General features: G+C 34.6%; 16 protein-coding genes. 7 read left to right on the top strand and 9 right to left on the bottom strand.

All coding sequences use genetic code 11. The annotated features are described in order from the left end of the window. Positions 1–200: 200 nt before the first annotated feature. The 9 genes from CLORY_RS14700 to CLORY_RS14660 form a co-directional block, all read right to left on the bottom strand. Positions 201–2,558: a GH25 family lysozyme gene (locus tag CLORY_RS14700; RefSeq protein WP_169911642.1), complete on the bottom strand. Its 2,358-nt coding sequence runs from the start codon at positions 2,556–2,558 to the stop codon at positions 201–203. A 315-nt stretch (positions 2,559–2,873) separates the two neighbouring features. After that, positions 2,874–4,238: a GH25 family lysozyme gene (locus CLORY_RS14695; protein ID WP_169911641.1), complete on the bottom strand. Its 1,365-nt coding sequence runs from the start codon at positions 4,236–4,238 to the stop codon at positions 2,874–2,876. 161 nt (positions 4,239–4,399) lie between these two features. Then, a complete protein-coding gene (locus CLORY_RS14690; protein ID WP_169911640.1) occupies positions 4,400–5,974 on the bottom strand; it encodes a GH25 family lysozyme in 1,575 nt (524 codons plus the stop codon). 426 nt (positions 5,975–6,400) lie between these two features. After that, a complete protein-coding gene (locus tag CLORY_RS14685) occupies positions 6,401–6,961 on the bottom strand; it encodes a DUF4489 domain-containing protein (RefSeq protein ID WP_079425772.1) in 561 nt (186 codons plus the stop codon). Positions 6,962–7,003: 42 nt separating this feature from the next. After that, positions 7,004–7,456, bottom strand: coding sequence for a hypothetical protein (locus tag CLORY_RS14680; RefSeq protein WP_079425771.1), 453 nt, complete (start codon positions 7,454–7,456; stop codon positions 7,004–7,006). A 34-nt stretch (positions 7,457–7,490) separates the two neighbouring features. Continuing rightward, positions 7,491–8,051, bottom strand: coding sequence for a DUF4489 domain-containing protein (locus tag CLORY_RS14675; RefSeq protein WP_169911639.1), 561 nt, complete (start codon positions 8,049–8,051; stop codon positions 7,491–7,493). A gap of 209 nt (positions 8,052–8,260) precedes the next feature. Next, positions 8,261–12,037 (bottom strand): glycosyl hydrolase, encoded by a 3,777-nt coding sequence (locus tag CLORY_RS14670; RefSeq protein ID WP_079425768.1) that lies wholly within the window; start codon positions 12,035–12,037, stop codon positions 8,261–8,263. Between the two features lie 233 nt (positions 12,038–12,270). Then, on the bottom strand, positions 12,271–13,752 hold the full coding sequence (locus CLORY_RS14665) for a C69 family dipeptidase (RefSeq protein WP_079425766.1): 1,482 nt from the start codon (positions 13,750–13,752) through the stop codon (positions 12,271–12,273). Positions 13,753–14,081: 329 nt separating this feature from the next. Then, positions 14,082–16,217, bottom strand: coding sequence for an ADP-ribosylglycohydrolase family protein (locus CLORY_RS14660; RefSeq protein WP_079425764.1), 2,136 nt, complete (start codon positions 16,215–16,217; stop codon positions 14,082–14,084). Positions 16,218–16,529: 312 nt separating this feature from the next. On the opposite strand from CLORY_RS14660, the gene CLORY_RS14655 reads away from it, so the two are divergent. From CLORY_RS14655 to CLORY_RS14625, 7 genes are all read left to right on the top strand, one after another. Then, on the top strand, positions 16,530–17,567 hold the full coding sequence (locus tag CLORY_RS14655; protein ID WP_079425762.1) for a LacI family DNA-binding transcriptional regulator: 1,038 nt from the start codon (positions 16,530–16,532) through the stop codon (positions 17,565–17,567). Further along, positions 17,536–18,450 (top strand): ribokinase, encoded by a 915-nt coding sequence (rbsK, locus tag CLORY_RS14650; RefSeq protein WP_079425760.1) that lies wholly within the window; start codon positions 17,536–17,538, stop codon positions 18,448–18,450. The genes CLORY_RS14655 and rbsK overlap by 32 nt, the downstream gene beginning before the upstream one ends. 29 nt (positions 18,451–18,479) lie before the next feature. Beyond that, complete coding sequence (locus CLORY_RS14645; protein WP_079425758.1) at positions 18,480–19,580, top strand: BMP family ABC transporter substrate-binding protein; 1,101 nt, start codon at positions 18,480–18,482, stop codon at positions 19,578–19,580. Positions 19,581–19,688: 108 nt separating this feature from the next. Further along, positions 19,689–21,245 (top strand): ABC transporter ATP-binding protein, encoded by a 1,557-nt coding sequence (locus tag CLORY_RS14640; RefSeq protein WP_079425756.1) that lies wholly within the window; start codon positions 19,689–19,691, stop codon positions 21,243–21,245. Beyond that, positions 21,238–22,287: an ABC transporter permease gene (locus CLORY_RS14635; protein ID WP_079425754.1), complete on the top strand. Its 1,050-nt coding sequence runs from the start codon at positions 21,238–21,240 to the stop codon at positions 22,285–22,287. The genes CLORY_RS14640 and CLORY_RS14635 overlap by 8 nt, the downstream gene beginning before the upstream one ends. Continuing rightward, a complete protein-coding gene (locus CLORY_RS14630) occupies positions 22,280–23,200 on the top strand; it encodes an ABC transporter permease (RefSeq protein WP_079425752.1) in 921 nt (306 codons plus the stop codon). Before CLORY_RS14635 ends, CLORY_RS14630 begins: the two co-directional genes overlap by 8 nt. A gap of 5 nt (positions 23,201–23,205) precedes the next feature. Continuing rightward, positions 23,206–24,147 carry a nucleoside hydrolase gene (locus CLORY_RS14625; RefSeq protein WP_079425750.1) on the top strand — a complete coding sequence of 314 codons (942 nt, stop codon included), beginning with the start codon at positions 23,206–23,208 and terminating at the stop codon, positions 24,145–24,147. Positions 24,148–24,160: the final 13 nt, after the last annotated feature.

Genomic DNA, 24,160 nt, shown 5'->3' with positions numbered 1-24,160 from the left:
AGTTTGTCCAAACATTACTTTACTAAGGATACTGACTTTTTTAAATGCTAAAATTTTGGACCCGCTACTAAAGTTTTCTATTTATCTTGTCAATATGATTTCATTTCCATTCTCTGAACACCAGTGTAAATTCCTAGAGACTAAAATATTCATAAGAATAGACAGGCTGTGATAGAAGCCTGTCTATAATGATTTTATTATTAAAATCCATTTAAATGAAGTGACTTTATTTTAGTTGCATAATCAACATAGGCTATGTCCATATCAACTTTACCGCTAATTCCGCTTACAGAACCTGCATCGCTATACTGCCATATACCTACTGCCCCCGTGTATGTAATAGAAGATGCCCACTGTGCTAGCCAATGATCATATGATTTAAGCTTTGAGTCGTCTAACTTTGATGTAAACCAAGTTTTATTTGCATAGATCATCGGATAATAACCAGCTTCACTCAGTTTATTAAGATATACAAGTACTATATTAGTTAAGGTTGTCTTGCTAAGACTGCTCAAAGATGGATCTTCCATATCCACACATACCGGATATTCAAACTGTTTTCCTTTTAATTGTTTTATAAATGAATTTACTTCCGTAGTAGCTTTTGATACTGTATTAGCATAACTGTAATGATATGCGCCAACTGCTATTCCATTAGCTTTAGCTCCAGCGTAATTCGTACTAAACATAGGATCAACACTGCTGCTTCCATAGGAGGATCTTATCATCGCAAATTTAATGCCCGCACTTTTTACAGAAGACCATTTTATTGTTCCTTGCCATTTAGAAACATCAATTCCTTTGATATTTGCGTTACTTACAGTTATTTTACATGTTGCTGTCATATTACCATCTACCGTCGTTACAGTAATTGTCGCTGTACCCTTACTTACTGTTGTTAGTTTTCCTTTGCTGTCAACTTTCACTACAGTGCTATTTGAAGATTTCCATTTTACTGATTGATTAGTTGCATTTGTTGGAGTTATTGATGCTGTTAAAGTATCTGTACGTCCTAAAACTAACGTATCTGTACTTTTATTTAGACTTACAGCAGTAACATTAATTGCAGAGACAGTTCTACTTACAACAGTAGAATAACTGCTATATAGTTTATTGTCTCCAGTGTTTATGTACGCTCTAACCTTATAGTAATAAGTTGTCCCTGCTGTTAATCCTATATCACTATAACTTGTTGAAGATGTATCTGAAATCAAAGTATAAGTTCCGGAGCTTGAGGAGGCTCTGTACACCTCATAACCATTTACTTCTGATATTGCATTCCAGCTTAAATCAATATCATCATGAGAAGCTGATACAGACGCTTCCACACTGGGTACAGGTAACGCTGGCTTTGTATTTATAACAGATGAATAACTGCTATAAACTTTGCTATTTTCGGTATCTACATATGCTCTAACTTTATAATAGTAGCTTGTCCCTGTTGATAGTCCTATATCTGAATAACTCTTTGATGTTGTCGTAGATACTAATGTATATGTCCCTGAACTTGATGATGTTCTATAGATTTCATATCCGCTTGCTCCTGTAACTTCACCCCAACTGACAGTAACACTGTTATATGATGATACTGTTGCCTTAACCGAAGTTGGAGTAGATAATGATGGCTTTGAGCTCACAACAGATGAATAGCTGCTGTACACTTTGCTGCTGTCAACATTTCTATACGCTTTCACTTTATAATAATAGCTTGTCCCTGTTGTTAAACCAGTATTTTTATAACTCTTTGACGTAGTAGTTGATATTAAAGCATAGCTTCCTTTACTGGATGTAGCTCTATATAACTTATATCCGTTTGCTCCTGATACTCCACCCCAGCTGACAGTAACACTGTTATATGATGATACTGCTGCCTTAACCGAAGTTGGAGTAGATAATGATGGCTTTGAGCTCACAACAGATGAATAATTGCTATATACTTTGCTCCTGCCGACATTTCTATATGCTTTCACCTTATAATAATAAGTTGTTCCTGTATTCAGTCCTGTATTTTTATAGCTTTTTGTCTTAGTTGTCTTTATTAACTTATAGCTTCCCTTACTGGATGTAGCTCTATATAATTTATATTCATTTGCTCCTGATACTCCACCCCAGCTTATATTAATACTATTATATGAAGCCTTTGATGCTTTTACTAACGTCGGAGGAGATGGAATTGGCTTAGCACTTACTTTTGAGGAATACTTTCCATATATTTTCGTCTTTCCTGACGTCTTATACGCTCTTATTTTATAGTAATACGTCTTTCCAGTAGTAAGTCCAGTGTTTTTATATGTCTTTGACTTAGTAGTTGCTATATATTTATAGGTTCCTTTACTTGATGTAGCCCTATAGACTTTATAGCCACTTGCCCCTGTTACTGACTTCCAACTAATGTATGTACTATTATATGAGTATGATACAGCTCTTACCGAGGTAACTGCAGCTAATGTTACGGTTTTCGAACTTACAACTTGCGAAACCTCTAAAAAATTAAATAAAAATGTTGCTAAAATGATAATAGAACATGTTGTCCTTAATTTCTTTATTTTTTCTCTCAAAACAGCCTCCATAGTATAATAATATATATTTTTTATTAAGCACAAATACAGTTGCGCCAACTAATACTCAGCCATAGCCTGTCTTCTTTATTTTAGCATAATTATACTTCAATGCCTAATTAATATAAAGAGTACCTTAAATTTAATAATATTATATAAATGTGATGCAATTTAGTGTAAAATTCAACTTTTACAAACTTTTCACATTACTAGAATTGTAATGATAAACAAAAAATAAGCTGATTTTAACTCAATCAGCTCATTCTTTAAATTCCAAGATGCTTGTATACATTTGGTGTACACTGCAATGTATCTTTAGAACCCATTTTTATGAAGTTTCTTTATTTTAGCTGCATAGTCAACATATGAAATATCCATATCTACTCTGCCGTTTATCCCTTTAACCTTCCCAGATGAAGTGTACTGCCACATTCCCACTTTACCCTTATATGTGATAGAAGCTCCCCACTGTGCAAGCCAATGATCATAAACTTTAAGTCTTGTATCATCCAATTCTGTTGTGTACCAGGTTCTATTTGCATATATCATTGGATAATATCCTGCTTTGCTCAGCTTTCTAAGATAAGTAAGTACTATGTTTGTAAGCTTCTTTTTATTAAGGCCTCTCTGACATGAATCTTCTACATCCACGCATATTGGATATTCAAATTTCTTTCCTTTCAATCGTTTTATAAAGAAATTTACCTCCTTATTAGCCCTAGACACTGTTGTAGCATAACTGTAATGATAAGCACCCACAGCTATTCCATTAGCCTTTGCCGATGCATAATTTGCTGAAAACATTTGATCAACACCACTGCTTCCATAAGATGCTCTTATCATTGCAAATTTAACACCGGATCTTTTTACCTTCGACCAATTTATCCTATTCTGCCACTTAGAAACATCAATACCTTTAATTTTAGGATTTTTTACAACATCCTTCACTATTATTGTACAGCTTGCAGTTATACCTCCGTCTACAGTTATTACTGTTATTATTGTTTTACCTGCTCCTACCGCAGTTATCTTTCCCTTGCTATTAATTTTTGCCACAGTTTCATCTGAAGAATTCCACATAACAGATTGATTAGTAGCATTTTTAGGTTTTATAGATACCGCTAAAGTATCTTTATCTCCTACAGTTAAAGTATCTGTTTTTTTATCTAAACCCACAGAAACTACATTAATTATAGTAGCTGCCCCGTTTACCACAGGCGTAAAATCACTATATATCTTGCTATCACCGGTTACTGTATATGCCCTCACCTTGTAATAATAAGTTTTATCTGTTATTACACCTTTATCGATACAAGACGTAGAGACTGAAGTCAATATTAAATTGTAAGGTCCATCGCTGGATTCAGCTCTATAAACCTCATAACCACTTGCTCCCGTCACACCTGACCAGCTAACAGTAATGCTGTCATAAGAGTATTCCTCTGCTTTCAGCGATTCCGGAGTATCCAATACAAACTGTGAATCGGATGTAGAAGAAAATTCCTTATGTAATCTGCTATCTCCATTATGTGATGACAAAACTGCATTTACCTTCATCGATGTAGGCAGATTCTTTGTTTCAGCATTTACATGCTTGGGAACTTCAACCAAACTCAGTATGAATGCAATTAAAATGATAATACAGCTTATACCTCTAATTTTTCTTATTCTTTTTTTCAAAACAACCTCCATAAATAATTTTTTTTCGATAAGTATTTCAACCAAAATATGTAAGCCAGTAAAATACATAAATTCCCAAAAAGTAAAAAAGAGATGATTAAGCAGCAACCATCTCCATTTTTACATATTTGAAAAGCGTATAACTTAGAATCAGCTTATTGTTAAAATCCATTTAGATGAAGCGATTTTATTTTAGCTGCATAATCAACATATGAAATATCCATGTCTGCTTTGCCATTGATTCCATTTATAATGCCAGATGAAGTGTACTGCCATATTCCCACTGTACCTGTATATGTAATTGAAGAGTTATATTGTGCAAGCCAATGCTCATAAGTTGTAAGCTTACTATCGTCTAACTTTGTGGTAAACCAATTTTTATTTGCATATATCATTGGATAATATCCTGCTTCATTGAGCCTTTGTAAATAAACAAGTGCTATATCCGTCAGCTTTTTTTTACTAAGGCTACTCTGTGATGCATCTTCTATGTCTACACATACTGGATATTCAAACTGCTTTCCCTGCAATCGGCTTATAAAAAAATCGACTTCTGTTTCAGCCTCATCTATTGTTTTTGCATAACTGTAATGATAGGCACCTACCGCTATTCCATTAGCTTTAGCCTCAGTATAATTGGTTTCAAACATAGTATCAATACCATTATCCTTATATCCGCTAGTGCCATCTCCAAAAGATGACCTTATCATTGCAAATTGAACGCCAGCTTTTTTTACCGATGCCCAATTTATTTTCTGCTGGTGTCTAGAAACATCAATCCCATTAATCTGAACATTATTTACATCACTATTTACAGTTATAATACAAGCTGCAGTCTTGCTCCCATCTACAGTTGTAACAGTGATTGTTGCTGTACCAACACCAACTGCTGTTACATTTCCTTCATCATCCACTGTTGCCACAGTATCGTCTGAAGACTCCCAAGTTACTGATTGATTAGTTGCATTCGCTGGTGCTATCGAAACCGTTAATGTTTTTGAAGTTCCTATTACTAAAGTATCTACACTTTTATTTAAGGTTACCGATGTTACCTTTACTACAGAAATAGTTCCTTTTTTTACAGTCGAAAAACTACTGTACACTTTTTTGCCGTCAATATTTCTATATGCTCTAACTTTATAATAATAGGTTGTCCCCATTTTTAATCCAGTAGTTCTATAAACCTTAGCTGCAGTAGCCGCTATTAATTTATATGTACCTGTACTTGATGTAGCTTGGTACACTTGATAGCCATTTGCTCCTGCTACCCCGCCCCAACTAATAGTAGTACTATTATATGAAGATGCGGCTGCCTTTACTAAAGTTGGAGCCGATGGAATAGGTTTAACACTAGCCTTTGAAGAATAATTTCCATAAACCCTTGTTTTTCCTGAAACTCTATACGCTCTTATTTTATAGTAGTATGTCTTTCCTGTAGTCAGTGCAGTATCCCTATAACCTTGCACAGTAGTCATTGATATCAATGCATAATTTCCCGTACTTGATTCAGCTCTATAAATTGCATATCCGCCCGCTCCCGCTACTGAACTCCAACTAATATATGTACTATTATATGAATATGATACTGCTTTTACTGATGTTGGAACCGCTACTGTTCCGGTTGCAGCTTTTACAGCCTGCGGAACCTCCATAAAACTAAATATAATTGTAAGTAAAAATACAATACAACACATTGTCTTTATTTTTTTTATTCGCCTTTTTAAAACCACACCCATATACCCTCCATAAATATACCAAGATTTGTTGCATAAAATCATATTCAAACATATAAATCAATGCTTGTCCCATTTTATTGTACCATAATTATATCTTAATAACTACCAAATAATAGATGAAATGTTAATAGCTAATTCAAATAATTGTCCAAGCTTATTAGAACCATCAGTTCTATTGTACAGCTTGAAGAGACTTACTAATGCGCGTAAAATGTAATATGAATGGAAAAGAATTTTCTATAAGACCCTTTAATACACCTAAAAGAGACTGCAGACTTTGCGGACGTGGATGTCCATAAATGTTATACTGTTACTTGAAAAGAAAAATCTAAAACATATTTAATAGGCAGCTGAGAGAAAGCAAGTACAAGAGGCATTTTTCAGCCCACGGAGATTGCTTTCTCTTTTCTATTATACTCTTCTTGATTAGCATTGTTTTTCTACAGCTAGCGCGGAAAGCACACCATTAATGGAAATATTCTCAGTTCCAGCAATCTGAGCTGTAATTGAGGTTAACTTTAATATATAGGTGCAGTTAGCTCCACAACAACTCAAATTGTCACAAGATGTGTATTCAAAGTTTAAACTGCTGCTATTTTGATATCCAGATGTATTTACAAAAATGTGACTAAAGGTGGTCAAAGGTTGAGGCACCTTATTCCTGTCACAAACTCTAAACAAAGTAAATATAAGATTAGATACTAAAAAATTATCAGGTGAGGTTAAATCTAAAATGCCGCCAAAATGAATTAAAAGCTTTGCTTTCGATAAACATGTTGTATCAATATTAACAGCTGCTATAAACTTATCTAAAGTCAAAGTAGTACCATTAGCTTCAAATTCTATATTAGACAATTCAAAATTGCTGACATTAGCTTCTAAAAGTGCCTTTCCTGGCAAAGGACATAAATTATGAGCTTCAAAATCATTATGTTTATCACACTCTAAATGATTTTTGAAGTTGTTGTAATTGTATGGAGAATCCATAATATTCCTCCTTAAATAATTTTGTTAAATTTATAAACAATACTAAGAACCTGAATTCAATACTGGTGTGATCGTACCAGTCAGAACACCTCTATTAATTGTAAGCGTAGTAGTAGGAACGGGCGTGCTTGTAGTACCTAAACTAATACTAGCAAGTTGAAATGTATACGTCATTGTTGATCTTACTTCTTTAGGAGTTACTTCATATTTAAAATGTGCACGCTGAACTTTAGATTCTCCAACAGTTAGAGATTGGGTAAAAGTAAAGGGTATGATTTCTGTTGAATTCTCTTGAAGCAGATTAAAAGTATAAGTGTAGTCTCCTGTCAGTGTAGCTGAACCAGTTAGCATAATATTAAATTGTATATTCCAAGCTGCAGGAATAAAGTAAGTTTGATCAACAGTTAAAGAAAATAAGAATAAATCTATGTCTTCTGTAAGTGGAAGATCATATATTAAAGGGGTTGTGATGGTACAATTGTTAGATATAGCCATAAGTAAATTCTCCTTTTCTTTCTTTAATTAAATGCTAACAGCGTGTACCTACAGCCAGTGCAGAAAATACTCCTGTGAAAAAGTAATTGCTATCAATGCGGCCACTATCGGAAATGCTTGTAAGTTCCAAGGTATAGGTATAGCACTCCCCCCACTGCTCATCACAAGTAAAATATTCAAAGTCTAGAGCACGAGAACCGCTATATCCACTAATATCTGTATAATTAATAGTATAAGTAGCAGCAACTTGTCGAATAGAACTTTTTTCGCAGATTTTATACAATGTAAAAATTAATATACCTGTTGGTACTGTTAACGTCAAAAAGTAATTTGGGGTTTCAGTTAAACTTCCTACGAATCTGATTAAAACTTTTGCCCTACTAAAACAACCCGCATTAAGAGTTATACTGGTCAAAGGTTGATTAAAGGTCTGAACAAAAGGTGGAGCTTCTTTAGTAAATGTGATTGGTCCAGAATTAACCTTAGCAGAACTTAATAATACTTCGCTAGGCTGCGGATGTCGACTACAGGGTACAGCGTGAAAATGTTTATTGGAAATACAATTTTCAATATTATCCTGAACCTCAGATATCAAATTCATAAATATCCTCCTTTAGTACTGTAAATCTAAAACTTTATACTTAATTACAGAACATTAATATTACATTACGATTTTAATTTATAGTTTATTATATGTCATAGTAAGCAAATGGTGACTTAAGTAAAATATCGCCATGTTGAAATAATCAGCTATTACTAAAGGAGCTGATATTGGTTAAATCAGCTCCTCTTTCATCATGCCAATTAATGTGATACTAATAAACCTAAGACACTAAACTCATTTTCCTTAGAGTCATCAGCTTTTTTAATAGTAATAGTATGCTTTGCAGTCTCATCAGAGGTATAGCATTCCTGAGTCTTCGCATAATTTCCCCAGCCTCCGGAAAAATCTGCATTTAACGTATCAACACGTTTTCCATCAACATATACATCAAATTGACCACCTTTTCCATTAGTCTGACAGTAATACATAATTCCTAGGTTCTTACAAGAAATTGTAAAAGTAATATCACCAGTACCTTCTAAGCAGGTCCAGTCATTAGGAAAAGTTGCAAACTCATTACTAGTTTTAAATGTTCCAAAACTATCTGGTTTAATGCTAGTACTATCAAGGATTTCAGAATCTAAATAACAATCCTTTGTAACAGCAGTTTTATTAAATGTCGATGGTTTACCATAAATGTCCTCATCTTTATATACAGAGTTAAGGTACTTCCATATAATCTCACCTGCAATTGCATGACCAAGAGCAGATGGATGAACTGTGTCCCCTGAAAGCTGCTCCTTAGTATAAATTGCTTTCTTCATCATATCTATAATTACATTTTTATAACTAATCATTGGCAGCTCATACTTAGTCCCTATATAGGCATCATTATTCTGGGAACTATCACCGTTAACCTGTGACATAAACAACAGCATTACTGCTGGATTGTTTTTATACAATAATATTCTTCTTATTAAATTATCATAAGTTTTCTTATAAAAGTCTGTTTCCCAGTCATTTACCGAAAACTCTACCAATACGAGATCAGGGTTTTTATCCAAAACGTCTTTTTGAACACGATGAACTCCAAGGTAAGAATCTGTAGCACCAATACCCGCATTCACAAAGTTAAATTCTACACTTGGGAAGGTCTCTTTCCACCATTTAAAAAAAGTATCTGTATATGCAGCTTTAGTTGAAACAGTTGAATCAGAAGTACCATTTGATATTGTTCCTTGCGTAATAGACCCTCCTATTACTGCAATAGTTACTTTTTTCCCCGACTCCGCTTTCTTCATAACTGCTGCCAATGCTGATTTATTCACGCCAGTCCACTCCTGTGCAAGCTTCATTTCATCTTCTGTTACATAGTTCGTAGGAGCAGGTATAATATCTTTATCGTCTGAATTTGCTTTTACAGTAAACTTGCAAATCGCTTTTTTACCATTTCTAACCTTTGCAACTATCTTTACTGTACCTGTCCTTTCTGCAGTAATCTCTCCATTATCGTTTACTGCGGCGATAGCTGGATTTGTTGAATACCAGGTTACAGACTTATCTCCGTTTCCTGTAACAGTTGCAGTTAATGTCTTGTTCTTGCCTTTTAACAATGTTACCTTTGATGTGTTTAGACTTACCTTTAAATTAAGAATATCGTTATAAGCTTTACTGCTTGTTTTGATAATGGAGACTTTGTTAGTCTTAGCTTTTATGGCAGTAATAGAATCGTAAATTAAAGTTCCACTAACCCTTCCCTTAGATACCGCGGAAGAATTTGCAATGGCATTTACCCAAAGTCCAAAGGATGTAATTGATTTGCAATCTTTTACTAGTCCTCCTGTTGGATTTCCAGCTGTATCTCTCTGGCAGAAATCTGAGAATGGAATTGTAACCAGAACAGGATTAACGCCATTCTTTACATATTCCTCATAAGTATTCAGATATGCTTCATATACAGTTCCATTAGCTGTAATTTGAATAACAGTCTTCTGATTTTTTCCATCAGGCACCATATAGAACTGTAATGCATTACAATTAGACCAGTCAGCAGCTTTATTAATTGTTGCTCCAGCCCAGCCTGTAGCTGTCTCATCATAAGTAAATTTAAGGCCATATGCACCATTGGCTTTATAGCTCTTGTTTAATGTAAGAGAAATATTACAATTATTGTCCTTGTTTATCGTCCATGCTTTCGTCAATTCGGTATCTACACCGTTATAATTTTCAAATCCATCAACCTCGCATGTATCTATTTCTGGTTTTGGGATATTGTAAACTTGTGAAATACTCTGAACCTTTTTCCCATCAATGTATAGCATCAAAGTTCCTACATATTGACCAAGTGACTTTACCTGACTTGCAGTTATTTTCGCGGTGTAATAACCTTCTCCGTTCGGAACCGCTTTTACAGTGATGTTTTTCTTGTCTGTTTTAAATACTATCTTTGCAGTTGTATTCTCTTTTGCATTAGTAATTTTTGCTGTTACTGTAATTGCCTTTTGAATACGTTTTCCAGGAAGCGGTGAAACAATATATCCAATTGCCTTTGCAGTGGTAGGTTTCACGCTAATACTACCAACACTTCCGCCAGTTAATATCTTTTTCTGATTTGCTGCAAAAATTGTTCTTCCATCATTATAGAAAGAAATAAAATTATCCAGCATCTCATGTCCATGCAACGTTCCATTTGAATTAATTGAATCTACATATGGTGTGTAGAAGCCATCTTTTTTACTAAAGTTTGCCCATAACAGAAAATAGGATGCATCTGTTTGAGATACAGCATCTAAAACTCTGTTATACCAATTCCTATCGCCATTACCAGTCTTTAGCAATGCAGTCTGATTATCTCCTGATGCTGTATCATTCGAGATTCCAGTCTCTGTAACTGCGAAGAGTTTTCCATGCTTCTTTGCAAATGCATTAACTACCTCTAGCTGAGATTTAAACTGTGAGATCCAGGCATCTTCAGCTGTCGGTTTGGAATCATACATATCTACTCCAACCATATCTACATAGTTATCACCAGGATAACGTGTTTCATATTCAGTTACTGAAGAAGAACCAGTATTACTTGGTCCATATTCATAAAGCATATTATGAATATTTTTCGCGTCTCTTAAATACTCAACTGTATATCTGTAGACATTTTTATAAGTTTCCGCATCACAATATGCCGCCCCCCACCAGAACCAGCTGCCTGTATTCTCATGAAATGGTCGAAAAAGAATTGTTCCATTTACCTGACTTGCATAATCTGCAATCATATCTAAGTATGCCTTATAAACCTTATTATATTTACCGCCTGGCAAGATATTGCTTGCACAATCTTTGGTAGTGTCCTTTGGCGTATATACAGCAAATTTGTATTTTGCATAGTCTGGATCTGTCTTAGAATTATAGCTGCTATTTGTCTTAATATTCGCAAAGTTTGGCATGTGAGCGGATAATGTGACTATAGCTCCATTACTAATTCCTTCATTGGTAATCTTTGCTGCAGCCTCTACATTTCCAGCTGGTGTCTGTGGAAGAGACGTATTATGAGTAGAGTTATAAGTTTTTGCACTGTACTCATTTCCTGTAAGGGCAAGACCATCTATACCCAAAACGCCTGCTATGGAGCCTGTTACATCTGATGTATCAGAACATGTTAAATTAAAAGAACCGGCCTTCTGGAATGTATCATCCTGATGTCCATAAATGACACTGTCTGATTTACCAACTGCTTTTAAGTAAGCATAAATTTGTCTTGTATTTTTCTTTGCTTTTCCATCTACTAGTTTTACATTTCGGGCAAGGGCTGTTCCTTGTACGCTTTCATCCTTTTTCTGCGTTATTAACTTTCCATCAGAAACACTAACCTGTTGTTCATCAGCCGACTTAACGGCAATGTTTGAATCTACTGACGTATCCTGTTCTGCTGCGTAAACCTTTTCTTTGCATCCCCAATTAAGCATGTTTGCACTAGTTAACGTGAGTGCAAACGCCACGTAAAAAGCAACAGTTTTTTTTAATACTTTTTTATTACTTTTCATATTTCCTCCATAAAATCAAGTACTGATAAACCTCTCCGTGCACAGATAAATTTAATCAATTATAGTATAGTTTCTAGTTTATCAGTTGTCAATAATTGGATATTATCAGTATTTTTCTAATATATTGCTTTCTTACAATAAATTTTATTTATATTAATAATGCAGAAACGCAGAGTTGATCAATATCAACTCTGCGTTTCTGTTCTTTGTTTTTAAAATAATCTGATATATTTCTAACGAGGCCAAAAAACTGTAGACTTTTTAAGCAGCATTTTATTTAATTTCCTAAATTTATCTAAGGCATAATCAGCATTCTGTTCACTTGCTTTGTTAAGATAAGCGGCCACCTTGTTAGGACTAGATTTATATATTTTTAAAGCCTTTTTATCCACAGCCGCTATGCTATAATTAAACTCCTTGTCGATATCCTTTTGAACAGGTCTTATAAAATCACTAAGAAATTCATTATAGTATGGTGCCGCCAGCACTTGCGTAGTACGATAAGTCCAGTAGGCTGACTTAGTATCTGGTGTGTCTGTTCCTATACGATAAGTCTTGGGTGTTGTTGTAATGCCCGCATAAAACGGAACATACACACTAGTTTCCGGTGTTGCAAGAGCTAGCCACTGTATCCCTGAAATCTGATTAGGCATATTAGGTCTAAATTGGATTATATGTGATTCTTCTGTAAAAGGAACATTTATAGGTCTATATGTAATACCGGTATTATCGGCATTTGTTATTGTATCATACTTAGTTCCGTTAAAGTGTGAACTAAGTACTTGCTCCACATCAGCTACTGTTATCTTTCTATCAGGTGTACGAAACATTGGAATGTTTTTAGATGTTATTTCTTGATCCTTTGTCTGTGATGGAGATAAGATCCTTTGTCCATCCCATACTCTTGGAATATTCACTTCAGCGTCTTCATCATTGTTAGTACCAAATATATCTTTGAATATAAACTTTCCATCTTTATTAGGATTTAATTTATTCTTATCTACAAAAGATTTTATGTCACTAGAATACATGTAATTATCTTTATCATTAAAGTTTATATCTTCAATAGAAACCTGGTTTGCAACTACTGCATAAGAGTCATCCGGAACTCTCCTTGCTACCCATTCATGTCCTGAACCAATTTCCATATACCATATTTCTTTTTTATCAGAGAATATTATTCCATCTCCTTCTCCAGCACCTTGCTCTGTTACAATCTTACCTAATCTTTTAACTCCATCTCTCGCAGACTTTATGTATGGCAACACAACGGTAACCATAGTATCCTCCTGAATTCCATGTGTCTCATCAAAAGGATCAACTTTTAATACATTATCATTAGAAACAGTAGATTCCGTAGCGCTCATACCTACTCCCTTTTCATTAGTTCCAGCTTCATCGTACTGGCCTTTGGCATCAGTCCAATATGGAGTAGCAGTATACTTATATTGATGTTTAGGCAGTTTGCAATAGAACTTGTTTTGTTTAGATTTGTAAACTGCATTTCTAGCATTTTCTTTTGCTTTTCTTACAACAAAATAATCTGGTTTTGATGGATTGCAATCATCGTTTCTCGCTATTATTGTGGAACCATCAGCAGTAGCATTTTTACCAGCAATAACTGTAGTACATGCAAAAGCCTCCATCGCTGGTGAAATTACACTCACTGCAATTAAACCAGCAGTGATTCTACTAAATATCTTTCTCGTTTTCATCGGAACTCCCCTTTTTACTTTATTTAAAAAAATTGACGCATAGCTGTAAGTTTTCTAGCTTTTATTTTTATATATTTTACCTTCACATACAATTTTTACTTAGCTAATTCGTCTTACGTAATAATACGCTGTACTTATAATTTTGTTTCACATATTATATTAATCATTCATATTAATGTAAATAAACCCTGTTTCTAGAAAAGAAACAGGGTTTATCTACAATGAACAGGACAAAAGATAATAAAATCCGGCTATCAGCCCTATTAGTTAATCAATTTTGCTTTTCTCCATACTATTAATCCTCTCTACCTTCACCATACTCTAATTTATTATATATGAATCGGGAAAATAGCAAAATCTTTATAATGGCAGTGGCTGCCCTCTTTAACGGACACGCCTATTTGTCCCTTTAAAAACGGCTTATCAGAATCAGTATATTCCAATATTAACTTATCTTTATAGAACACCTTAATATTATTGCCGCACACATTCACACAAAATGTATAGGCCGCATTATGACTCCACTCAAAAACTGTTTGCATTAATTCAGAATATCCATTGTGATTTTTATACAGTAATAACTTATTATTTTCCGCTAATCCTAACGCATAGGAACGCATTGCCCCCTGAACCCTAAAATTAATATTATGATGATTTCCTAACTTAGGAATTACTGTAGCTTGAAAACCATAATCTTCCCAATCATAACCACCAGTGTACGCTTCACCATAGTCACTGCAGCTGCCGCTGAGTTCACCGTCTTCTAAGGTCCAAATACCTTTTAAATACGTAAACTGACTTACTTCCTGATGAAGGTTATTCCAAAATTCAATTTTTTCTTTGCCGAAGTCAATGCTATAATCAGCCAAGCCATTAAAATCAACGTCATCTATATATGCAATCAGCGTTTGCCTAAATCCATCCTTTGATATTATTTTGAAACCCATCTCCTCTAAACATGCACCATCGATTCTAGGAATATCATAATTTAACTTCTGCCATGTACCAGGCTCTAATTGGATAGCACAAGATTCATAATATTTGCCGCTATTACCGTCCTTCACATATAGGCAGGCTGCAGCTCCAGTTTCTGATTCTTTATCAAGCATTATATGCCCGCTAATAGTTTGGCCCGGATACAGAGTTGGAGAAAAAGCAGGATCATATCTGCTGTCATTAAAATCGTCTGGCCTATAATACGTTTTATTAAATACTTTTATTTCTGTTCCATAGGCCATTGTACTACCAGATATTTTTAGAGCGCCGTTACCACTGTGAAATACTGAATCACTATGAAGAAGTGATAAATTCATGCTTTCACTGTCGTCTGATTCAATACGGAATCCGTGGGTTGAACCCGGAAGATTAAAATTATATTTTGCTCCACTGCCGCTTAGAGCATCTACATATTTACCGTAAGATAAATCATTAGCAATCTTATATCCATATTTTGATATATAGAGAGCACATTGTGGGATATCTAGTATATTTAAACTGCCTATCACGCTGGAACAGATAACTAAATCATTTATAGGTTTTCGCCATTTGTAGTCGATTCCTTCAAGACCATTTTTAACACCAATAATTGTACCGACATTTGCCACATTGCAATCCGTATCCCATCCACACATATTGCATATATTAATTGATTTTGAAAAATCTCCATTACCATATAATAAAGACAGCATTATTACAGCAGAGTTAGGTATGATGTGGCAGTTTCCAGGATAATGACCATATGAATAGTTATCCTGTATGAATTTAAAACATTCTTTCCAATTGTCAGGATGGCTGTTATGGCAGTTTATTATATCATGTGCCATTTTTGCATATTCACAATCGCTCGGAATTACAGAAAGGCCGCACTGTATAATCTCATCAATATCTTTTTTCGAAAAAGCAGCACTTATACATGCGGCTACAAACATACCTCCATATATTCCATTTCCGCCATGAGAAACACTTGCAGCTTTCTTAGCATATTCAGCTGCTAATTTATAGTCATCAGGTACGAGCAATCCCCAGGTATCTATAAATATCTGGCCGCCAATTTGCTCGGCTACTGTAGGGCCGTTTTGTTCTATTGAGCCAGATCGAGGTGCAGGAATTCCATTTCTCAAATTTATATACGCAGTGTGTTCCGTAGATTTTCCATATCCACCCCACCAAAAAAATCCATGTTCATAGGGTATATAGTTAAGCCAAGTTAACCCTAAATGTTCGGGTGTTAATTCATTTTCATATGCATAATCTTCCAATGCCCGGATGAAAAACAAAGGTCCGTTACTGTCATCATCAGCAGCAAAATTTTTGAAATTGAATAAATAGTCTGTTATTTCTCCGTAGACTTTTTCTATTCTTTCATAACTCCAGCCTTCAATATTTGAACCATGTCTAATACCTATAATTTTGCCAAGCAAGCCCGCATAAATTTTTTCTACATAATTTTCTTGTAGTCTTCTCATAATATCCATCCTCATTTTAATATTGGAGTAGTATTTAATATGCTGAATACAAAGAACTTGAGTAAGTAAATTCTGTATATCGAAGGATATTTTATTATACCTAACTTACTTACAAAAAAACATAACTTCCTAAAGAGTAAAAAAACGTTTTTATATAAGTGAAATGATAAATAAATAATATCAAAAATGACCTAATAAATCAATTTCAAACAAAAAACGCGAATATTTTATAAAAATTATTGAAAAACGTGCGGAAATATGTTATATTTACTGTAACGTTTTAGTAAAACGTTACAGTAAGGAGTGAATGATATGTCGGTTACGATAAAAGATATTGCAAGATTAGCAGAGGTATCTGTAACCACTGTTTCAAAGATTATAAATAACAAAGATAATGATATAAGTGAAACGACTAAAACTAGGGTGAAAAACATTATTAAAGAATATAACTATATTCCGAATAAGTTAGCTCAAAGTATGATTACAAAAAAGACAAAAACTATCGGGCTCATCATACCAGATGTTAGAAATCCATTTTTTACAGAGTTAGTTAGGGGTGCAGAAGATAAGGCCAGTGAAAAAGACTATAATCTTATATTTTGTAATTCTGATGATGATATTAAAAAAGAAATAAAATATATAAATGCACTTGTAGAAAAGATGGTAGATGGAATTGTTTTAGCAGCTGCTGTAAGTAGAGATAAAAATCTTGAAACGCAAATTTCCATACCAGTGCCCGTTATTGCAATAGACAGAGAAACAAATATAAATGGTATTAAGGGATTCATATCTATTGATAGTTATCGTGGTGCTTATGATGCTATAAAGTATCTTATTGAACTTGGACACAAGGATATATTAGTTTTGTCAGGTCCTTTAAACTTAAGTATCTCAAGATACAGATTGCAGGGATATAAAGATGCTCTTGAAGATAATGGTCTTAAGTATGATGACAATAATGTATTTGTTGGCGACTTTCAAAGCGATTGGGCAGTTGGTACTGTAGGTGAATTAATTGGGAAGAGAGATTTTACTGCAATTTTCTGCGGAAATGACTTGATAGCTCTTGGTGCTATCAAAGCATTGAAAAAGAACAACATCAAAGTTCCAGAACAAGTAAGCGTAGTAGGATTTGATGATATAACCGTTGCTACTATGGTTACACCAGAACTTACCACAGTTAAGCAGCCCAACTATGAAATGGGTTATATGTCAGTAGAAATGATTATTGATATACTTGAAGGTAAAAAGAATGGTGAAAATATAGTTTTATCACCTAAATTGAAAATAAGAAATTCTACGTGCAGGAGGAAAATGCGTGAAGAAAGTATTAGTAATAGGAAGTCTTAATATAGATAGAGTTGTCAGTGTTGAGAGTATCCCTAAAGTTGGTCAAACTGTTATAGGCACTGATTTAAAAAACTATTTTGGGGGAAAAGGTGCAAACCAAGCAGTAACTTTGGCCAGACTAGAGGGTAACGTATCAATGCTTGGAATGATAGGTGATGATAAAGAGGGATTACAGTTTAAGGAAGTTCTCGAAAGAGAAGGAGTAAAGACAGACTGCATATTGACAAAAGAAGGTGTAGAAACTGGATTTGCGCTCATTGAAATAGATAAAAATGCGGATAATGCCATAACTGTTGTACCAGGGGCTAACCAATATCTAACAATAGAAGATATTGAGAGTAATATAGACATTTTAAAAGGTTCAGACATAATCTTACTGCAACTTGAAATACCTTTAGCAGTTGTAGAACACGTTATAAAGAGAGCAAAAGAATTTAATAAATATATTATATTGAATCCAGCTCCAGCGGCAAAAATATCTGAAGATATATTAAAAGCTGTTGATATCATAACACCTAACGAGACAGAGTTAGAAGTTTTAACTGGTATGGAAATAAAAACAGAAGCTGACATTATAACTTCTGCTAAAAAATTACTTAGGAAGGGCTTGAAGCAAATTATAGTGACTTTAGGAGAAGCTGGTGCACTATATATATCAAATTCTCTTTGTCATAAGTTTGAAGCACATAGGGTTAATGCTATAGATCCTACTGGTGCTGGTGATTGTTTTAATGGAGCTTTAACTTTTATGCTAGCAAATGATAAAAGCATGAATGAAAGCATAGAGTTTGCTATGTCTGCTGCAGCTCTAAGCGTTACTAAAAGTGGTGCTATTAATTCTCTGCCATCCTTGACAGAGGTAAATAATTTTATAAAACACTAACAATAATTAATGTGGGGGGTACTAAAGAAATGAAAAAAACTATCAAAACCGTAATTGCTATGCTGATGATTTTCACATTCACATTTGCCTTGGCTGCATGTAGCCAAAAAGGCGGCAGCAGTTCAAAAAAGAAAGGCTTAAAAGTAGTCTTACTAGTTCCTGGAAATCTTGGTGACAAATCTTACTTTGATGCTGCAAATAAAGGCATGAAGCTTATAGAAAAAGAACTCAATGCAACTACAAAAGTAATTGAAATGGGCGGAGACAAGACAAAATGGCAGCCAGCTGTACAAGATGCATGCGGTGAAGATTATGATGTAATCATATCCGGTGGAGATGCTACTGAAATATTGAATGATGCAGCAAAAGATAATACGGATAAAAAATTTATTAACTACGATACAACAATAACAGAAACTCCTGAAAATGTTTATTCAATGGATTATGCTACAAATGAATTATCCTTCCTTTCTGGTTCATTAGCAGCATTAGTTACTTCTTCAAATATGCCTAATGTAAACAAGGACAAGGTTATCGGATTTTTAGGCGGTATGGATATACCAGGAATAAATGATTTCCTAGTTGGGTACATTCAAGGTGCTCAATATGTTGATCCTAGTATAAAAGTTAATATTGCTTATGCTGGAGATTTTGCTAACCCTGGAAAGGGAAAAGAGCTTGGATTACTGCAGTATAATTCTAACGTAGATATAAGCTTTAACGTAGCAGGCGGAACAGGTTTAGGATTACTTGACGCAGCTAAAAATACGAATAAATATGCTATAGGTGTTGATTCAGACCAAGCAGAAATGTTTAAGGACAGTGATAAGAAGAAAGCAGAGCATATAGTAACTTCTGCAACTAAGAAGATAGATATGGCTTTACTTAGAGCAGTAAAAAAGGCTAAAAACGGAACATTAAAATACGGTAAACATGAAAAATTAGGCTTTAAAGAAGGCGGAGTTGGAATCGCTAAGAACGAATTCTACAATCAATTAGTTCCTAAAAATATACAGACAAAAGTTCAAAAGATCGAAGATAAACTAAAAAATGGTGAAATCAAAGTTAATACAGCATTTGGTATGAAAACTAGTGAAATTAGTAAAATACGTAATGCAGTAAAACCTTAACAGAAATAATTAGATTAATAGCTTGTATAGATGGAAATTCCTGCTCAAAGCAGGGATCTCCATTTATATATTATATGGGCATTTATTACTATTGATGGAGGTAATTTTATGCAGCAAGAATTGTTGGTAATGAACAATATAACTAAGATTTATACAGATGGTGTTGTAGCTAACAGAAATGTGAACTTTTCGCTGTATGAAGGAGAAATACATGCTGTAGTTGGAGAAAATGGTGCAGGAAAGTCAACACTGATGAAAATGCTTTTCGGCATAGAGCAGCCAAGTGAAGGCTTTATTTGCTTAAATGGAGACAAGGTAGTTTTGCATACACCTGACGAAGCAATAAAAAAAGGTATAGGAATGGTTCATCAACATTTTATGCTTGTGCCATCTTTTACTGTAGCAGAAAACATTATATTAGGAATAGAACCTCATAAAGGATTATCAATCGATTATAAAAAAGCAGTACAGATGACAGAAGAATTGTCAAAAAAGTATAACCTTTCTGTAAATGCTGAGATGAGAGTAGAAGATTTAACTGTAGCTATGAAGCAGAAGGTTGAAATATTAAAAGCACTAATTAGAGGCGCTAAGATATTAATACTTGACGAACCGACCGCAGTTCTTACCCCTCAAGAAACTGATGAACTTTTCGTTCAGCTAAAGAAACTAAAAGAAGAAGGACACACCATAGTATTCATTTCACATAAATTGAAAGAAGTAAAAGCAATAAGCGATAGAATTACAATTATGCGAAGCGGAAAAACTGAAGGCGTTTTTTATACAAAAGATGTAACAGAACAACAAATATCAAAACTTATGGTAGGAAGAGATATAGTACTGAAATATGATAAAGGAGACAGCCAATATGGTGATGCTGTACTTAAAGTAAAAAATTTAGCCTATAAAAATTATCAAGATAAATATATCTTTAAAAATATTAATTTTTCGGTACGACAGGGTCAAATACTAGGAATTGCAGGTGTTGAAGGAAATGGACAAACACAGCTTATCAAAGCTATTACCGGAAGTATGTCAGTTAGCGATGGAGCTGTTGAAATAAATGGGACTCAAATAAATAAGAAAAGTATTAAGGACATAAGAAACACAGGACTTTCATATGTACCTGAAGATAGAATAACTGAAGGAATGGCTGGTGATGCAAGCATAGCCGATAATGTTATTTCCAACATTTACGATAAAACAGAAATAAGTTCTAAAGGCATATTTTTAGAAAATAAAAAAATAACTTCTCTTGCCAGCAGGCTTGTTGAAGAGTTTAAAGTAAAATGCTCCGGCATAGGACAGAAGATAGGAATGCTTTCAGGAGGTAATATGCAGAAGGTTATTGTAGCAAGAGAATGCTCAACCTCTCCTAAACTTTTGATTGCAGAGCAGCCAACCAGAGGAGTAGATATAGGCGCAGCTCACTTTATACATGAAAAGCTTCTTGAAATGAGAAAGAATAAAACAGCAATTTTGTTAGTGTCAGCAGACCTAAATGAGGTTATGGAACTAAGTGACAGTCTGATAGTTATGTACGAAGGAGAAATTGTCGCATATTTTGAAAACCCTTCTAAAATCACAGAAGAAGAACTGGGACTTTGCATGTTGGGATTAAAGAAGCATTCAGAATCTGAACTAAGGAGGGCTATGTATGAATAAGGAAAGCAAGTTTGAAATTATCAGAACGCTGATTTCTGTAGGTATAGCGCTTATCATCGCATTTATAGTAATACTTTTAGTAAGTAAAGAGCCAGCTGAAGCATTGAAGGCATTCTTATTAGGGCCATTAACATCTAAAAGCCATATGGGAAATGTTATTGAACTTTCGATACCTCTTATGTTTGCTGGCTTGTCAATGGCATTACTATTTAAAACCAGACTTTTTAATATGGGTGCGGAAGGAATATTTTATTTTTCAGGTATTATAGCTGCAATCATAGCTATATACTGGAAGACAAATTCAATAATTCACCCACTTTTCGCAATAGCCGCAGGTACCTTAGCAGGCGGATTGATCTCTGCAATACCTGGAATACTTAAAGCAAAATGGAATGCCAGTGAATTAGTTACTTCTCTTATGTTTAATAACATTCTGCTTGGCGTTGGCTTGTATATATTAACCTATCAGCTTAGAGATCCTAATGCATTGTCAAATTGCTCAGTTGAGTTTAAGGATACTGCGAGACTTGTACGAATTATACCTGGAACAAGAGTTCACGTTGGTTTTATAATTGTTCTTATTATGGTTTTACTAACTCACTATTTCCTTTACAAGACTAAATGGGGATATGAGCTAAGAATGACTGGAATCAATAGAAAATTTGCAGAGTATTCGGGAATAAAAACTGCAAAAGTAATTGTTTATGTGCACGTTTTAGCTGGACTTATTGCCGGCATGGGAGGATCTGTAGAAGTTCTTGGAATGCACCATAGATTTGAATGGATAACCTTGCCTGGATATGGCTTTGACGGAGCATTAATCGCAATGTTAGCTAAAAACAATCCTGTATCTGTCATAGGTTCTGCAATTTTTATTGCATACATAAGAACCGGTGCAGACCTAATGTCAAGAACATCTGATGTGCCAGCAGAAATGATTTCTATTATACAGGCTATAATAATCCTGCTGATATCAGCAGAAAAATTCTTAAAGTATTGGAAGGAAAAATCGTTACTTAAGGAGGCTAAGAAAAATGCATAGTTTATTCAATTCGATATTTACAACTAACTTTGGTTTCTCTATTTTAAGGGTAACGACTCCTATACTATTTGCAGCTCTTGGAGCACTTATTTCCGACAGAGCGGGTATCGTTAATATAGGACTTGAAGGAATAATGCTGTTTTCAGCTCTTGCAGGTGTTCTTGGAAGTGCATATTCCCATAGTGTAATTATAGGACTGCTGTCTGCAATGATTACAGGAATGGTAATAGCCGGAATACTCGGGTATTTTACTCTTCACTTTAAGACAGATGTAATACTGGGAGGAATCGCAGTAAATCTTTTTGCAGATGGCGGATCAGTCTTCTTATTATACTTGTTCACCCATGATAAAGGAACCTCAGCTTCACTTCCAAGTAAAGTAGTTCCTTCTCTGAAACTGCCATTAATCGATCAAATACCAGTTGTAGGCAAAATTATATCAGGGCACAATATACTCACGTATGTTTCGATACTTTCAGTTATAGCCATCTATTACCTATTGAAGAAAACCTCTTTAGGCTTAAGAATAAGATCGGTAGGCGAAAATCCTAATGCAGCACAATCTGTTGGTATCAGTGTGATGAAAGTACAATATATAGCAATAATCTTAAGCGGCCTTTTAGCTGGACTTGGCGGAGCTTATATGTCTATGGGATACGTTTCTTGGTTCTCAAGAAATATGACTGCCGGAAGAGGCTGGATTGCCTTAGCAGCAGAAGCCGTTGGAAGAGGTACGACCCTCGGAACTGCACTAGCCTCTTTACTATTTGGTGCTGCGGATGCACTAGCTAACACGCTCCAGGTACTTAAGGTTCCAGAGCAACTTGTTTCAACGGTTCCATATATAGCTACTATTATCGGACTTATGTTCTATGCAATAAAAGAAACTAATAAGAAAAAAATTCAGGAGTGATAAATGTGAGGAGAATTATTATTGATTGTGACCCAGGACATGATGATGCAATCGCAATTTTACTTGCATTAGCTCATCCAGACAAATTTAAAATAGAAGGAATAACTACCGTTGGCGGAAATCATAATGTTGATAAAATAACAGATAATCTGCTTAAGCTGCTTACACTTGTAGATAAGGATATAAAAGTAGCTAAGGGTGCAAAATCTCCTTTGGTATGCCCGCTTGTTACAGGCGAGGAGGCTCATGGTGGAACTGGCATGGACGGACATAACCTTTCTGACATTAAATTTAAGCCAATTGCCAAAGGTGCAGTAGAGTTTATGAAAGATATAATAACTGAAGCCAGCGAGAAGATTACTTTAATCGCCATAGGACCTTTAACAAACATAGCTATGTTATTTTCCACTTTCCCAGAGGTAAAAGAAAAGGTAGAACTTATTTCTCTTATGGGTGGTGGAATAAATGAAGGAAATAAAACAGCTGCCGCTGAGTTTAATATTTATGTAGATCCTGAAGCAGCCAAAATAGTATTTGATTCAGGTATTCCGATAGTAATGAGCGGTTTGGATGTTACAAATAAAGCTCAAATGTATTACACTGAGTTTAAAAGATTAAAAGGTAAGGGTAAAGTGTCAGCTTTTGTAAATGACTTGCTGGATTTTTATTCAATATTCAGTAGGAAGTTCGGATACGATAAAGGAAGTGCTCTTCACGACCCTTGTGCCATTGCATACTTGTTGAATCCTGATATTTTTACAGCTAAGAAGTATCATATAGATATTGAAACTACAGGAACTGTAACTAGAGGAATGACTGTTGCAGACAGAAGAAAGCTTCCTGAAGGCAGACTTAATGCCAATGTACTTCTTGATCTAGATAGAGAAGCCTTTGTTAATATGATATTCAATGCTTTAGACATTCTAGATACAGAATGCAACAGTTAATCAAACAGGTGAA

Origin of the sequence: Clostridium oryzae (assembly GCF_002029235.1) — a bacterium.
GTDB lineage: Bacteria > Bacillota > Clostridia > Clostridiales > Clostridiaceae > Clostridium_AE > Clostridium_AE oryzae.
The sequence above is the reverse complement of the archived record's forward strand: the minus strand, read 5'-3'. Positions and strand labels throughout refer to the sequence as shown.